General features: G+C 48.6%; 10 protein-coding genes. All 10 read left to right on the plus strand.

Annotated features, from left to right (window positions below; translation table 11 throughout):
- The first annotated feature begins 130 nt into the window (after nt 1-130).
- The 10 genes from rplK to tuf all read left to right on the plus strand — a co-directional run bounded on the left by rplK (nt 131) and on the right by tuf (nt 15,675).
- A complete protein-coding gene (gene rplK, locus AC566Q_RS04010; RefSeq protein WP_073316563.1) occupies nt 131-559 on the plus strand; it encodes a 50S ribosomal protein L11 in 429 nt (142 codons plus the stop codon).
- Between the two features lie 4 nt (nt 560-563).
- Nucleotides 564-1,259 carry a 50S ribosomal protein L1 gene (rplA, locus tag AC566Q_RS04015; protein ID WP_105935320.1) on the plus strand — a complete coding sequence of 232 codons (696 nt, stop codon included), beginning with the start codon at nt 564-566 and terminating at the stop codon, nt 1,257-1,259.
- Between the two features lie 298 nt (nt 1,260-1,557).
- A complete protein-coding gene (rplJ, locus tag AC566Q_RS04020) occupies nt 1,558-2,076 on the plus strand; it encodes a 50S ribosomal protein L10 (RefSeq protein ID WP_489808650.1) in 519 nt (172 codons plus the stop codon).
- Between the two features lie 57 nt (nt 2,077-2,133).
- A complete protein-coding gene (rplL, locus tag AC566Q_RS04025; RefSeq protein WP_499613966.1) occupies nt 2,134-2,508 on the plus strand; it encodes a 50S ribosomal protein L7/L12 in 375 nt (124 codons plus the stop codon).
- A 283-nt stretch (nt 2,509-2,791) separates the two neighbouring features.
- Nucleotides 2,792-6,820, plus strand: coding sequence for a DNA-directed RNA polymerase subunit beta (gene rpoB, locus AC566Q_RS04030; RefSeq protein ID WP_499613969.1), 4,029 nt, complete (start codon nt 2,792-2,794; stop codon nt 6,818-6,820).
- Between the two features lie 79 nt (nt 6,821-6,899).
- A complete protein-coding gene (gene rpoC / locus AC566Q_RS04035) occupies nt 6,900-11,081 on the plus strand; it encodes a DNA-directed RNA polymerase subunit beta' (RefSeq protein ID WP_499613972.1) in 4,182 nt (1,393 codons plus the stop codon).
- A 305-nt stretch (nt 11,082-11,386) separates the two neighbouring features.
- Nucleotides 11,387-11,761: a 30S ribosomal protein S12 gene (gene rpsL, locus AC566Q_RS04040; RefSeq protein WP_071980814.1), complete on the plus strand. Its 375-nt coding sequence runs from the start codon at nt 11,387-11,389 to the stop codon at nt 11,759-11,761.
- Nucleotides 11,762-11,835: 74 nt separating this feature from the next.
- Nucleotides 11,836-12,306: a 30S ribosomal protein S7 gene (rpsG, locus tag AC566Q_RS04045; protein WP_070178456.1), complete on the plus strand. Its 471-nt coding sequence runs from the start codon at nt 11,836-11,838 to the stop codon at nt 12,304-12,306.
- A 24-nt stretch (nt 12,307-12,330) separates the two neighbouring features.
- Nucleotides 12,331-14,427, plus strand: a complete 2,097-nt coding sequence (gene fusA / locus AC566Q_RS04050; protein ID WP_499613978.1) for an elongation factor G — start codon at nt 12,331-12,333, stop codon at nt 14,425-14,427.
- Nucleotides 14,428-14,490: 63 nt separating this feature from the next.
- Nucleotides 14,491-15,675, plus strand: a complete 1,185-nt coding sequence (tuf, locus tag AC566Q_RS04055; RefSeq protein WP_499613981.1) for an elongation factor Tu — start codon at nt 14,491-14,493, stop codon at nt 15,673-15,675.
- Nucleotides 15,676-16,016: the final 341 nt, after the last annotated feature.

Here is a 16,016-nt window from a genome sequence, read left to right on the forward strand (position 1 = left end):
TGTATAAGAGGTTGCATCAGGCTATTTGTTAGCCTATAATTCGCGCCCCTTTTATTGGAACCGGGAAGCCGATTGAGCAAATAATCTCGATATTTGCGAGGCGTTATACCCAACAACGAGAGCATTTAAAATGGCTAAAAAAGTAACAGGCTTAATTAAGCTTCAGGTTGCAGCCGGTGCTGCTAACCCGTCACCACCAGTTGGTCCAGCACTTGGTCAACATGGTGTAAACATCATGGAATTCTGTAAGGCTTTCAACGCAAAAACTGAAAGTCTTGAGAAAGGCGCTCCAGTACCAGTAGAAATTACTGTATACGAAGACCGCTCTTTCACATTCGAAACCAAAACGCCTCCTGCTTCTTACCTGCTGAAAAAAGCGGCTGGTATCAAGAGCGGTTCTGGTCGTCCTAACACTGAAAAAGTGGGTACTGTTACCCGTGCTCAACTGGAAGAAATTGCCAAAACCAAAGAGCCGGATCTGACAGCTGCTGACCTGGACGCTGCAGTACGTACAATTGCGGGTTCTGCTCGCTCAATGGGCTTGAAGGTAGAGGGTTAATCGAATGGCTAAATTAACTAAACGCGCACGTTTAATCCGTGACAAGGTTGATGCAACTAAAGAATACGATATCGCAGAAGCGGTAGCACTGCTGAAAGAACTGGCTACGGCCAACTTTGCAGAAAGCGTAGACGTTGCTATCAATCTGGGTATCGATGCTAAGAAATCTGACCAAAACGTTCGTGGTGCAACTGTACTGCCAAACGGAACTGGTAAAGAGGTTCGCGTTGCTGTATTTACTCAGGGTGCAAACGCTGAAGCGGCTAAAGAAGCCGGTGCTGACATCGTTGGCATGGATGACCTGGCTGACCAGGTTAAGAAAGGCGAAATGAACTTTGACGTAGTAGTGGCCAGCCCGGACGCAATGCGCGTTGTTGGTCAGTTAGGTCAAATCTTAGGTCCACGTGGCCTGATGCCTAACCCTAAGACTGGTACTGTAACGCCAGACGTTGCTACTGCAGTTAAAAACGCTAAAGCGGGTCAGGTTCGCTACCGTAACGATAAGAACGGTATCATCCACGCCAGCATTGGTAAGATTGCTTTTGAAGCCAATCAAATCCAGGAAAACTTAGAAGCATTACTGGAAGCTCTGAAGAAAGCCAAGCCTTCTTCTGCTAAAGGTACTTACATCAAGAAAGTTAGTCTGAGCACCACTATGGGCGCCGGCGTTTCTGTTGATAAGGCGACCGTAGGTCAGTAATGCCCCTTGCTGGTTACTTTAACCGGCATTCTCTTCGGTTTTGGGTTGGAGCCATTATATCGCTAAGCGAATACTGGCTCCCGTCCTAGACCGCAGGCGTGACGCAGTAAAAGAGGTAAGAGAACTTTTACGTTAATGCGTTACTTAATCAACCAGCCTGCGCAGACGGTGGTTTGAACTCAGACTCTCTGGGATAACAAACACCGTAGAGCGGTGGCTTCAATTGGTGAAGTCATCAATCTGTGAACCCTGATTAGGTAGTTGCTTTTACTTGATCAGATTTTAAGAGGTGAACTCAGTGGCACTAGGTTTAGCAGCAAAAAAAGAGATCGTAGCAGAGGTTTCCGAAGTTGCATCTCGCGCTCTATCCGTAGCCGTTGCTGAATACCGTGGGATGGAAGTTGCAGATCTGACTGACCTGCGCGTTAAAGCCCGTGAGCAAGGCGTATACCTGAAGGTTGTACGTAATACTCTGGCAAAACGTGCGTTAGCAGATAGCAAATTTTCAGATTTAGAAAGCGCCTTAACTGGCCCGCTTATCTATGGTTTCTCTATCGATGCACCTGGCGGTGCAGCACGTCTTTTTAAAGACTTCGGTAAAACCAACGAGAAGCTGAAAGTTACTGCACTTTCAATTGGTAGTGGTCTGCTTGGTCCAGAAAAACTGGATGCAGTGGCGTCTCTGCCTACCCGCGACGAAGCGCTTGCAAAACTACTTGCAACCTTCAAAGCACCAGCCGAGAAATTCGTTCGTACTATCAACGAAGTTCCTGGCAAGTTTGTGCGCGTATTGGCGGCGGTCAAAGACACCAAGTAATTGGCGTTTTTGGCATATTGATTTTTTTAACATTTTAATCCCAGGAGTTTAGAGAAAATGGCTCTAACTAAAGAAGATATCTTAAACGCGATCGCTGAAATGCCAGTAATGGAACTGGTTGAACTGATCGAAGCAGCCGAAGAAAAATTCAACGTTTCTGCTGCTGCTGTTGCTGTTGCTGGTCCTGCTGTAGCGGGTGAAGCTGCTGCTGCAGAAGAGAAAACTGAATTTGACGTTGTTATGACTTCATTCGGTGGCAACAAAGTTGCAGTAATCAAAGCAGTTCGCGGCGCGACTGGCTTAGGTCTGAAAGAAGCGAAAGAAGTAGTTGAATCTGCTCCTAAAGCTATCAAAGAAGGCGTAAGCAAAGAAGAAGCTGAAGAACTGAAGAAGCAGCTTGAAGAAGCTGGCGCTGAAGTTGAAATCAAGTAATCTGCACTAGCAGATTGCTTGCCAGAAATGGCACAGGCTGGTGGTTTTTTTGACCACCAGCCTTTTTGCGCTGTAGGGTGTACGGTTTATTACCCTTGTCTGTACACATCAAGCGCCACCACCGAGAATAATTTATTTAGCAATAAACCAACGAGTTAACTAAAAATTGGCTAATTTTTGGTGTATGCTATCTGATTGTTCCCTGTGAAAGGGTACTGGAAGTTTGTTGTCGACGTGTATTACGGCAACAGGTTGGGTCTAAAATCAGCAGGCTGAGGAACCCATGGTTTACTCTTATAGCGAAAAGAAACGTATCCGTAAGGATTTTGGCAAACGCCCACAGGTATTGGAAATTCCATACCTTCTTTCAATCCAGCTAGATTCTTTCAAGAAATTTATTGATATCGATGTAGATGGTCAATATGGTTTGGAAGCAGCATTCCGCTCTGTGTTTCCAATTAAAAGTTACTCTGGCAATTCAGAATTACAATATGTAAGTTATCGCCTTGGCGAGCCGGTATTTGATGTTAAAGAATGTCAAATCCGAGGCGTAACCTTCTCCGCGCCGTTAAGAGTGAAACTGCGCCTGGTATTATTCGATAAAGAAGCAGCACCTGGTACTGTAAAAGACATTAAAGAACAAGAAGTGTACATGGGTGAGATCCCGTTAATGACAGAGAACGGTACGTTCGTCATTAATGGTACCGAGCGAGTTATCGTTTCTCAGCTGCACCGTTCTCCTGGCGTGTTCTATGACCACGATAAAGGTAAAACGCACTCTTCAGGTAAAGTTCTCTACAACGCACGGGTAATCCCTTACCGTGGTTCGTGGTTAGACTTCGAGTTTGACCCGAAAGATAACCTGTTTGTACGTATCGACCGTCGCCGTAAGCTGCCTGCAACGATTATCTTACGCGCACTGGAAATGACCACTGAAGAGATCCTTGATACCTTCTTCGACAAAATCCAGGTGCGTATTGCCGATAACAAGATGCTGATGGAAGTCGTTCCTGATCGCCTGCGCGGTGAAACGGCACAATTCGACATTCTTGATGGCGAAGGCAATGTGCTGGTTGAAACCGGCCGTCGTATCTCTGCCCGTCACACCCGTGCTTTAGAAAAAGCCGGTGTTACTGAGCTGGAAGTGCCGGTTGAATACCTGGCTGGCCGCGTGTATGGCGAGACTTACATTAACGAAGAAACCGGCGAAGTGCTGGTTAACGCTAATGATGAAGTTACACTCGAAACACTGGCAGCGTTAAGTCAGGCCGGTATTAAAGAGTTCACCACGCTGTACATTAACGAACTGGATCACGGTTCATACATCTCTGATACACTGCGTATTGACAGCTCAACAAATCGCCTGGAAGCGCTGGTAGAAATCTACCGCATGATGCGTCCTGGTGAACCACCTACAAAAGATGCTGCTGAAACGCTGTTCGATAACCTGTTCTTCTCTGATGAACGTTACGATCTGTCATCAGTTGGACGCATGAAGTTTAATCGTCGTTTAGGTCGTGAAGAGCTGGTAGGGTCAGGTACTCTGGATAAGCAAGACATCATCGATGTAATGAAGCAGCTTATCCTGATCCGTGACGGTAAAGACGAAGTGGACGATATCGACCACTTAGGTAACCGTCGTATCCGTTCTGTTGGCGAAATGGCCGAAAACCAGTTCCGTGTAGGTCTGGTGCGTGTTGAACGTGCTGTAAAAGAACGTCTGTCTCTGGGTGACCTGGACAACGTTATGCCACAGGATCTGATCAACGCCAAGCCTATCTCAGCAGCGGTTAAAGAATTCTTCGGTTCTTCACAGCTGTCGCAGTTTATGGATCAGAACAACCCGCTGTCAGAAGTAACGCACAAGCGTCGTATTTCTGCCTTAGGTCCGGGTGGTCTGACTCGTGAGCGTGCAGGCTTTGAGGTTCGTGACGTACACCCGACGCACTATGGTCGTCTGTGTCCAATCGAAACCCCTGAAGGTCCGAACATCGGTCTGATTAACTCATTGGCGAGCTTTGCCCGTACCAATGACTTTGGTTTCCTCGAAACGCCTTTCCGTCGCATTGTAGACGGTGTGGTGAGTGATGAAATCGATTACTTATCTGCGATTGAAGAAGGTCAGTTCGCCATTGCCCAGGCAAACGTAGCGCTGACTGAGAACATGGAACTGCTCGACGACCTGATCCCATGTCGTCACCGTGGTGAAACTACCCTGATGCCTAAAGAAGACATCAAGTACATGGACGTTTCGCCACAACAAATCGTATCGATTGCTGCGAGCATTATCCCGTTCCTGGAACACGATGATGCTAACCGTGCATTAATGGGTGCAAACATGCAACGTCAGGCAGTACCTACACTACGTGCTGATAAGCCGTTAGTTGGTACCGGTATGGAAAAAACCATTGCTGTTGACTCAGGTGTAACTGTAGTCGCCAAGCGTGGTGGTGTTATCGATTATGTTGATGCCAGCCGTATCGTGGTGAAGGTTGATGAAGATGAGATGTTTGCTGGTGAAGCGGGTATCGATATCTACAACCTGAACAAATACACCCGTTCAAACCAGAACACCTGTATTAACCAGCGTCCAACCTGTAGCGTCGGTGACCCGATTGTGGCAGGCGATGTACTGGCTGATGGTCCGTCAACGGACTTAGGTGACCTGGCTCTTGGTCAGAACATGCGTATCGCGTTCATGCCTTGGAACGGTTACAACTTTGAAGACTCGATCCTGATCTCTGAGCGTGTTGCTCAGGAAGACCGTTTTACAACGATCCACATTCAGGAACTGAGCTGTATCGCTCGTGACACCAAGTTGGGGCCAGAAGAAATTTCTTCTGATATTCCAAACGTTGGTGAGTCTGCGCTGAGCAAGCTGGATGAATCCGGCGTTGTATACATCGGTGCAGAAGTGAAGGGCGGTGACATTCTGGTAGGTAAAGTAACGCCTAAAGGCGAAACCCAGCTGACACCAGAAGAAAAACTGTTACGTGCTATCTTTGGTGAAAAAGCCTCTGACGTTAAAGATACCTCATTACGTGTACCTAACTCTGTGCACGGAACCGTTATCGACGTTCAGGTATTCACTCGTGATGGCGTAGAAAAAGACAAGCGTGCCCTGGAAATTGAAGACATGCAGTTACGTCAGGTTAAGAAAGACCTGTCTGACGAGTTCAATATCCTGGCCGACGGCATCTTCGCACGTGCTGCCAACCTGTTGCTTAAAGCAGGCGTAGACCAGGGTAAACTGGACAGCATGCCGCGCGAGAAATGGTTCGATATCCCACTGTCAGATGCTGATCTGCAGAGCGATTTAGACCAAATCGGTGCCCAGCACGACGAAATCAAAGCTGATTTCGACAAGAAATTTGAAGTTAAGCGTCGCAAGATCACTCAAGGCGATGACCTGGCTCCGGGCGTACTCAAGATCGTTAAGGTCTACCTGGCTGTTAAGCGTCATATCCAGCCTGGTGACAAGATGGCTGGTCGTCACGGTAACAAAGGTGTTATCTCTACCGTAATCCCGGTAGAAGATATGCCATACGATGAAAACGGTACGCCGGTAGACATCGTACTTAACCCTCTGGGTGTACCGTCGCGGATGAACATCGGTCAGATCCTTGAAACGCACTTAGGTATGGCTGCGCACGGTCTGGGCGTTAAAATCGACCGTATGCTCAAAGAGCAAGAAGAAATGCAGAAACTGCGTGGCTTCCTGCAAGAAGTGTACGATTTGGGTGATAACCCGAAACAGGTTGATATCAGCACCTTTACTGACCACGAAGTACTGCGTTTAGCCGATAACCTGCGTAAGGGTGTACCGGTAGCAACACCAGTATTCGACGGCGCACGTGAAGCTGAAATCAAAGAGATGTTAAAACTGGCGGATATTCCAGAGAGCGGGCAGATTACCCTGTTTGATGGTCGTACGGGTCGTGAATTCGAACGTCCGGTTACCGTTGGTTACATGTACATGCTGAAACTGAACCACCTTGTTGACGACAAGATGCATGCGCGTTCAACTGGTTCTTACAGCCTGGTTACTCAGCAGCCGCTGGGTGGTAAAGCACAATTCGGTGGTCAGCGCTTCGGTGAGATGGAAGTGTGGGCACTGGAAGCATACGGTGCCGCTTACACTCTGCAGGAAATGCTGACGGTTAAGTCGGATGACGTTAACGGCCGTACCAAAATGTACAAGAACATCGTTGATGGCGATCACAGAATGGAACCAGGTATGCCTGAGTCCTTCAACGTACTGCTTAAAGAAATCCGTTCACTCGGTATTAATATCGAGCTGGAAGAAAACTAAGCAGGCCGTTTGTTGCCATAATTGATTGAGTTGGCCCGGGTAACCGGGCCATAGAGACTGACTCCGCCGGGAGAGTATTGTGAAAGACTTATTAAAGTTTCTAAAACAACAAAACAAGACTGAAGAATTCGATAATATTCGCATTGGTCTTGCCTCACCAGACATGATCCGTTCATGGTCTTTTGGTGAAGTGAAGAAACCAGAAACCATCAACTATCGTACGTTCAAGCCAGAGCGTGATGGTCTGTTCTGTGCGCGTATCTTTGGTCCTGTAAAAGACTACGAGTGTTTGTGCGGTAAGTACAAGCGCCTGAAGCACCGTGGTGTTATCTGTGAAAAGTGTGGCGTAGAAGTTACCCTGACTAAAGTACGTCGTGAGCGTATGGGTCACATCGAACTGGCGAGCCCGGTTGCCCACATCTGGTTCCTGAAATCTCTGCCGTCTCGTATCGGTCTGATGCTGGATATGACGTTGCGTGATATCGAGCGTGTGCTGTACTTCGAGTCATTCGTTGTAACAGAACCAGGCATGACGACGCTTGAGCGCAGCCAACTGCTGGGCGAAGAAGAGTACCTGGATGCGTTAGAAGAGCATGGTGACGAGTTTGAAGCCAAGATGGGTGCCGAAGCCGTATTCGATCTGCTTAAGCATCTGGATGTTGATGCTGATGTTGCTGCAATGCGTGAAGAGCTGCCGTCAATCAACTCAGAAACCAAGCGTAAGAAGATCACCAAACGTTTAAAACTGCTTGAATCATTCCAACAGTCTGGCAACAAACCAGAGTGGATGATCATGACCGTACTGCCAGTTCTGCCACCGGATTTACGTCCTCTGGTACCCCTGGACGGTGGTCGTTTTGCAACGTCTGATCTGAACGATTTATACCGTCGTGTTATCAACCGTAACAACCGTCTGAAGCGTCTGTTAGACCTGGCAGCACCTGACATCATCGTACGTAACGAAAAACGTATGCTGCAGGAAGCGGTCGATGCACTGCTGGATAACGGACGTCGTGGCCGCGCTATCACCGGTTCTAACAAGCGTCCTCTGAAATCACTTGCCGATATGATCAAAGGTAAGCAGGGTCGCTTCCGTCAGAACCTGCTGGGTAAGCGTGTTGACTACTCAGGCCGTTCTGTAATTACCGTTGGTCCTACACTGCGTCTGCACCAGTGTGGTCTACCTAAGAAGATGGCGCTTGAGCTGTTCAAGCCGTTTATCTACGGTAAGTTAGAAGGTCGTGGTTTAGCCACTACCATTAAAGCGGCTAAGAAGCTGGTAGAGCGCGAAGCGCCGGAAGTGTGGGACGTTCTGGATGAAGTTATCCGCGAACACCCGGTACTGCTTAACCGTGCGCCAACGCTTCACCGTCTGGGTATCCAGGCGTTTGAACCGACCCTTATCGAAGGTAAAGCGATCCAATTGCACCCTCTGGTGTGTGCGGCTTACAACGCTGACTTCGACGGTGACCAAATGGCGGTCCACGTACCACTGACCATTGAAGCCCAGTTAGAAGCCCGTTCACTGATGATGTCGACAAATAACATTCTGTCGCCAGCCAACGGTGAGCCAATCATCGTACCTTCACAGGACGTTGTATTAGGTCTGTACTACCTGACCCGTGACAAAGTAAACGGTCAGGGCGAAGGCATGGTATTTACCAGCCCACACGAAGCAGAAAAAGCCTACCGTACCGGTAATGCGGAACTGCATTCGCGCGTTAAAGTACGTATCACTGAATACGACGTAGCGGAAGACGGCGCGAAAACTGAGAAAGTTACCCTGACCGACACTACGGTGGGTCGTGCTATTTTCTCTTTGATCCTGCCAAAAGGTTTGCCTTTTGAACTGATCAATCAGGCAATGGGTAAAAAGCAAATCTCTGGTCTGCTTAACGCTTGTTACCGTCGTCTTGGTCTGAAAGATACCGTTATTGCGGCTGACCAAATCATGTATACCGGTTTTCACTACGCGATGATCGCGGGTGCATCTGTTGGTATCGACGATATGGTTATCCCGGATGCCAAGAAAGAAATCATCGACGCTGCTGAAGCGGAAGTTATCGAGATCCAGGAACAGTTCCAAAGCGGTCTTGTAACAGCTGGTGAGCGCTACAACAAAGTTATTGATATCTGGTCAAATGCCAACGAAAAAGTTGCCAAGGCCATGATGGATAACCTGAAAACTGACGTGGTTATCAACGCCAAAGGCGAAGAAGAAGAGCAGGCCTCATTTAACTCTGTTTACATGATGGCCGACTCCGGTGCACGGGGTAGTGCGGCACAGATTCGTCAGTTAGCGGGTATGCGTGGTCTGATGGCGAAGCCGGATGGCTCAATTATCGAAACGCCAATCACGGCTAACTTCCGTGAAGGTCTGAACGTACTACAGTACTTCATCTCAACCCACGGTGCGCGTAAAGGTCTTGCCGATACTGCACTTAAGACTGCGAACTCGGGTTATCTGACTCGCCGTCTGGTAGACGTGGCACAGGATCTGGTTATCACTAACTCAGATTGTGGCACTTACGAAGGTGTTCTGATGACGCCACTGATTGAAGGTGGTGATGTTGTTGAGCCTCTGCGTGAGCGTGTACTGGGTCGTGTTGTGGCCGAGGATGTTTATGTACCAGGTACAGATGAGGTTATCCTTGAACGTAATACACTGCTCGACGAAGCGCTGGTAGATCTGCTTGAGGCGAACTCAGTAGACCAGGTAATGGTTCGCTCGGTAATCACCTGTGACAACGACTTTGGCGTGTGTGCGAACTGTTACGGTCGTGACCTGGCTCGCGGTCATATGGTTGGTAAAGGTGAGTCTGTTGGTGTTATCGCTGCGCAGTCAATCGGTGAGCCGGGTACCCAGCTTACCATGCGTACCTTCCACATTGGTGGTGCGGCATCGAGAGCGTCTGCAGAAAACAGCGTACAGGTCAAAACAGCCGGTAACCTGAAACTGCATAATGCCAAGTACGTTCGTAACACCGACGGCAAACTGGTTATTGTTTCACGTTCAACCGAACTGACAATGACCGATGAGCAAGGTCGTGAGAAAGAACGTTATAAAGTACCTTACGGTGCAACCTTAACCGTTGATGACGGTGCGGCAGTACAGGCTGGCGACGTAGTGGCTAACTGGGATCCGCACAGTCACCCCATCATCGTTGAGCGTGCATCGAAGATTTCATTTGCTGATATCGATGACTCAAACACTGAGATGCAGCAGGATGAACTGACCGGTCTGACCCGTGTGGTTGTTAAAGACTTGTCAAAGGTTAATGCTAAAGAGCCTAAGCTGATCCTTGAAAGCGATGAGTTTGGTTTGCAGGAAATTCGCCTGCCAAGCTTTACTACTATCGAAGCAGCTGACGGTAAAGTGGCTAACGAAGGTGACGTGCTGGCCCGTATTCCTCAGGAAAGCTCGAAGACACGGGATATCACCGGTGGTCTGCCGCGCGTTGCTGACTTGTTCGAAGCGCGTAAGCCGAAAGAGCCTGCTATCCTGGCAGAAGTTTCAGGTACTATTGGTTTCGGTAAAGAGACCAAAGGTAAGAAACGTCTGGTTATCACGCCGAAAGATGGCGACCCATACGAGGAAATGATTCCGAAGTGGCGTCAGCTTAACGTGTTCGAAGGTGAAAACGTTGAAAAAGGCGAAGTTATCGCTGACGGTCCAGAGTCACCACATGACATCTTACGTCTGCGTGGCGTGAGCGCGGTATCTAACTACATCGTGAACGAAGTTCAGGAAGTTTACCGTCTGCAGGGTGTAAAAATTAACGATAAGCACATCGAGGTGGTTATCCGCCAGATGCTGCGTAAGTGTTTGATCACCGCGCCGGGCGATACCCAATTCCTGGAAGGCGAGCAGGTTGAAGTCGCTGCGGTTAAAATCGCAAACCGTGAAATGGAAAAACAAGGCAAACTGCCTGCGCTTTACGAAATCCAGTTACTGGGTATCACCAAAGCGTCGCTGTCTACAGAGTCTTTCATCTCTGCAGCATCGTTCCAGGAAACCACCCGCGTACTGACCGAAGCAGCGGTTCAGGGCAAAGAAGACGATCTACGTGGTCTGAAAGAAAACGTTATCGTTGGCCGTCTGATCCCAGCTGGTACCGGCTTCGCTTATCACGAAAAACGTGCTCAGCGTCGCCATGAAGAAATCGCTGAAATGTCGGTGTCTGCTGCTGAAGCAGAACAGGCACTGACCGAAGCGTTAAACGCTGAAGTATCGTCAGACGAGTCATCGTCAGACGAATAAGCGCTTAAGCAAGAGATTGGGGCACTACCGCAAGGTAGTGCCCCATTTTGTCATCTGTACAGGCTAAATACCGGTTTATTCTGTGGTTAACCTTTGTACATCTTGACAGCACAGGCATTGATCTTTAATATTCCGCGACCCAAAAATGGTAGCAGGCTTTTTAGCCGCCCACGCAGGGCACGGTTTTTAGATTCAAAGTCATTAGGATCGTAACGAGCATACGGTTTGACAACGATGTGAAAGTCGTAATTAATCGACCCGGACAAAGGCCCGGGTTTTTGTAGTTTTTAATCAGGAGCTAGTTAATGGCAACAGTTAACCAGTTAGTGCGCAAGCCACGCAGAAAGCCCGTTGAGAAAAGCAACGTTGCTGCCCTGCAAGCTTGTCCGCAAAGACGTGGTGTATGTACTCGTGTATATACTACTACGCCTAAGAAACCAAACTCAGCACTACGTAAAGTATGTCGTGTGCGTTTAACCAACGGTTTTGAAGTTTCTTCATACATCGGTGGTGAAGGCCACAACCTGCAGGAGCACAGTGTTGTTCTTATTCGTGGCGGTCGTGTAAAAGATCTGCCAGGTGTTCGTTATCACACTGTTCGCGGTACTCTTGACTGCGCCGGCGTAAACGATCGTAAACAGGCCCGTTCTAAGTACGGCGCCAAGCGGCCCAAGTCTTAACGGTTCTCCGTTAGTAAGGCCAAACTGAATTAATTGAGTTTTGGGTTATCCCTGAATTCCACGGAGAATAGAAGATGCCAAGAAGAAGAGTCGTAGGTCAACGTAAAATCCTACCAGAACCAAAATTTGGTTCACAGCTGCTTGCTAAATTCATGAATGTCGTAATGCTCGACGGCAAGAAATCGATTGCAGAAAAAATCGTTTACGGTGCGCTTGATATTGTTGCTGAAAAAACCGGCAAAGCACACTTAGATGTATTCGAAGAAGCTCTGGACAACATTCGTCCTACTGTTGAGGTTAAGTCTCGCCGCGTTGGTGGTTCAACTTACCAGGTTCCAGTAGAAGTTCGTCCTGTTCGTCGTAATGCACTGGGTATGCGTTGGATGGTAGAAGCGGCACGTAAACGTGGCGAGAAGTCAATGGCTCAACGCCTTGCAGCCGAAATGTTAGATGCAGCTGACAATAAAGGTTCAGCGGTTAAGAAACGTGAAGACGTTCACCGTATGGCCGAAGCGAACAAAGCGTTCGCACACTATCGTTGGTAATCAACGTTTAACTGAGAGAGATGTATGTCGCGTAAGACCCCAATTGATCGCTATCGGAATATAGGCATTGTTGCACACGTTGATGCGGGTAAAACCACAACAACAGAGCGCGTGCTGTTCTATACCGGGTTATCGCATAAAATTGGTGAAGTGCATGATGGTGCTGCAACCATGGACTGGATGGAACAGGAACAAGAGCGCGGAATTACTATCACTTCCGCAGCGACCACCTGTTTTTGGGCCGGGATGCAGCAACAGTTTGATCAGCATCGTATCAATATTATCGACACCCCCGGACACGTAGACTTTACCATTGAGGTAGAGCGTTCATTACGTGTTCTGGACGGTGCGGTAGTCGTATTTTGTGGGTCTTCTGGCGTAGAGCCTCAATCAGAAACCGTTTGGCGACAAGCGGATAAATATCACGTTCCGCGCATGGTCTTCGTCAACAAGATGGACCGTGCCGGGGCGGATTTCGAACGGGTTGTTGGTCAGATCCGTAAGCGTCTGGGTGCTAACTGTGTACCTATTCAGCTTAACATCGGTGCTGAGGAAGAGTTCAGCGGCGTTATTGACCTGATTAAAATGAAATCCATTAACTGGAATGCAGAAGACAAAGGCATGACCTTTACCTACGAAGACATTCCGGCTGATCTGTTGGACAAAGCGGAGCAATACCGCAGCGAGATGATCGAAGCGGCCGCCGAAGCTACCGACGAGTTAATGGACAAGTATTTAGAAGGCGCAGAACTGACTGAAGATGAAATTCACGAGGGTCTGCGCATTCGTACGCTAAACAATGAAATTGTGTTAGCAACCTGTGGTAGTGCATTTAAAAATAAAGGCGTTCAGGCAGTGCTTGATGCAGTGGTACGCTACTTACCAGCACCAATCGATGTGCCAGCCATTAAGGGTATTTTACCTGATGAGAGCGAAGGTGAGCGTCATGCAGATGATGAAGAGCCGTTCTCTGCGCTGGCGTTTAAGATTGCCACCGACCCATTCGTGGGCACGTTGACGTTCTTCCGCTGTTACTCTGGTGTGGTAAACACAGGTGATACGGTGTTTAACCCGGTTAAAGGTAAGCGGGAACGCTTTGGTCGAATCGTGCAGATGCACTCGAAAGACCGTGAAGAATTAAAAGAAGTACGCGCAGGTGACATTGCGGCCGCTATCGGCATGAAAGATGTTACTACGGGCGATACGCTGTGTGATCCAAACAACGTGATCACACTGGAACGAATGGAATTCCCTGATCCTGTAATTTCGATTGCGGTAGAACCGAAATCAACCGCCGATCAGGAGAAAATGGGCATTGCCCTGAGTAAGCTGGCTGCTGAAGATCCGTCGTTCCGGGTTAAAACCGACGATGAAACCGGACAAACCATCATTTCCGGTATGGGTGAGCTACACTTAGATATCATTGTCGACCGCATGAAGCGGGAGTTTAAAGTTGAATGTAACGTTGGTAACCCACAAGTGGCTTACCGCGAGACTATCCGCAAGCAAGTGGAAGTCGAAGGCAAGTTTGTCCGTCAGTCGGGCGGTCGTGGCCAGTTTGGTCACGTCTGGCTGCGCATAGAGCCGAATGAAGAAGGCGCTGGATACGAGTTCGTTAACGAGATTGTTGGCGGCGTAATCCCGAAAGAGTTTATTCCTTCGGTGGACAAAGGCATTCAGGAGCAAATGCAAAATGGTGTGCTGGCAGGTTACCCGGTTCTCGATGTAAAGGTAACTTTGTTCGACGGTTCTTACCATGATGTTGACTCTTCTGAAATGGCGTTTAAGATCGCCGGTTCAATGGGCTTTAAGAAAGGGGCCGCTGAGGCGAATCCGGTATTGCTTGAGCCCACAATGAACGTTGAAGTAACCACTCCGGAAGACTGGATGGGTGACGTCGTTGGCGACCTGAATCGCCGCCGTGGTATGATTGAAGGTATGGAAGACGGTGTGGCCGGTATAAAAATTGTACGGGCAAAGGTGCCACTTTCCGAGATGTTCGGTTATGCTACTGACCTGCGTTCTGCTACGCAGGGGCGCGCCTCCTATTCAATGGAGTTCTTCAACTATGCTGAAGCGCCTAATAACGTGGCGAAAGCAATCATTGAATCACGAAGCTAATAAATTTGAAGGTTCGGTCCGGTCTGCTATTGGAGCGGACTTTTAACTTAGGAAACGAGAAAAATGGCAAAAGAAAAGTTTGAACGGTCGAAACCCCACGTAAACGTGGGTACTATCGGCCACGTTGACCACGGTAAAACCACTCTGACTGCAGCAATCACTACTGTTCTTGCAAAGACTTACGGTGGTGCGGCTCAGGCGTTTGATCAAATCGATAACGCGCCTGAAGAAAAAGCACGTGGTATCACCATCTCTACTTCACACGTAGAGTATGACACTCCAACTCGTCACTACGCACACGTAGACTGTCCTGGACACGCTGACTATGTTAAAAACATGATCACTGGTGCTGCTCAGATGGACGGCGCGATCCTGGTAGTTGCTGCAACTGACGGCCCTATGCCTCAGACTCGTGAGCACATCCTGCTTGGTCGTCAGGTAGGCGTACCTTACATCATCGTATTCATGAACAAGTGTGACATGGTTGATGATGAAGAGCTCCTTGAGCTGGTCGAAATGGAAGTTCGTGAACTGTTATCAGAGTACGATTTCCCAGGTGATGACCTGCCAGTAATCCAGGGTTCTGCACTGAAAGCCCTTGAAGGCGATGCAGCTTGGGAAGCGAAAATTGTTGAGTTAGGTGAAGCCCTGGATTCATACATCCCAGAGCCAGAGCGTGACATCGATAAGCCGTTCATCCTGCCAATCGAAGACGTATTCTCAATCTCAGGCCGTGGTACTGTTGTAACCGGTCGTGTTGAGCAAGGTATCGTTAAAGTAGGTGAAGAAGTAGAAATCGTTGGTATCAAAGATACTACCAAGACGACTTGTACTGGTGTTGAAATGTTCCGTAAGCTGCTTGACGAAGGTCGTGCAGGTGAGAACGTTGGTGTTCTGTTACGTGGTACTAAGCGTGACGACGTAGAGCGGGGACAAGTACTGGCTAAGCCTGGTTCAATCACTCCACACACCAAGTTTGAAGCGGAAGTATACGTACTGTCTAAAGATGAAGGCGGTCGTCACACTCCATTCTTCAAAGGTTACCGTCCACAGTTCTACTTCCGTACAACTGACGTAACTGGTGCTGTTCAACTGCCAGAAGGCGTTGAAATGGTAATGCCTGGTGACAACCTGAAGTTCGAAGTTGAACTGATTGCTCCAATCGCGATGGACGAAGGTCTGCGCTTCGCAATCCGTGAAGGTGGCAGAACTGTAGGTGCAGGCGTAGTTTCTAAGATTATTGAATAATAGAAACTAGCAGCATTCCAAAAAGGTCACTTCGGTGGCCTTTTTTTGTGGTGGTGCGCCGGGCATGGCGCGTAGTGCTTTAGCACTGTTCGACTCACTGTGGTGGTGAGTTGATGACTTGGAGGTGGAAGTCCTCTGCACACCCGGCAAGGGGAAGTGCTAGCCGAACGGCAAGGGTGTTCATCGTGAGGTGAAATCTGAAGGAAGCCGAAGGCAAAATGCTGGCCTGACGAACAGGAAGCGGTTTAGGCGTTGTTGCAGGGTGAGGTGGCCATTATCACTAAAGCCCAATACTTGCACGGAATGCAGCAACGTAGAGCCGACAGGCATAAGCAGGAAGT

This window comes from Alteromonas sp. H02 (assembly GCF_059682525.1).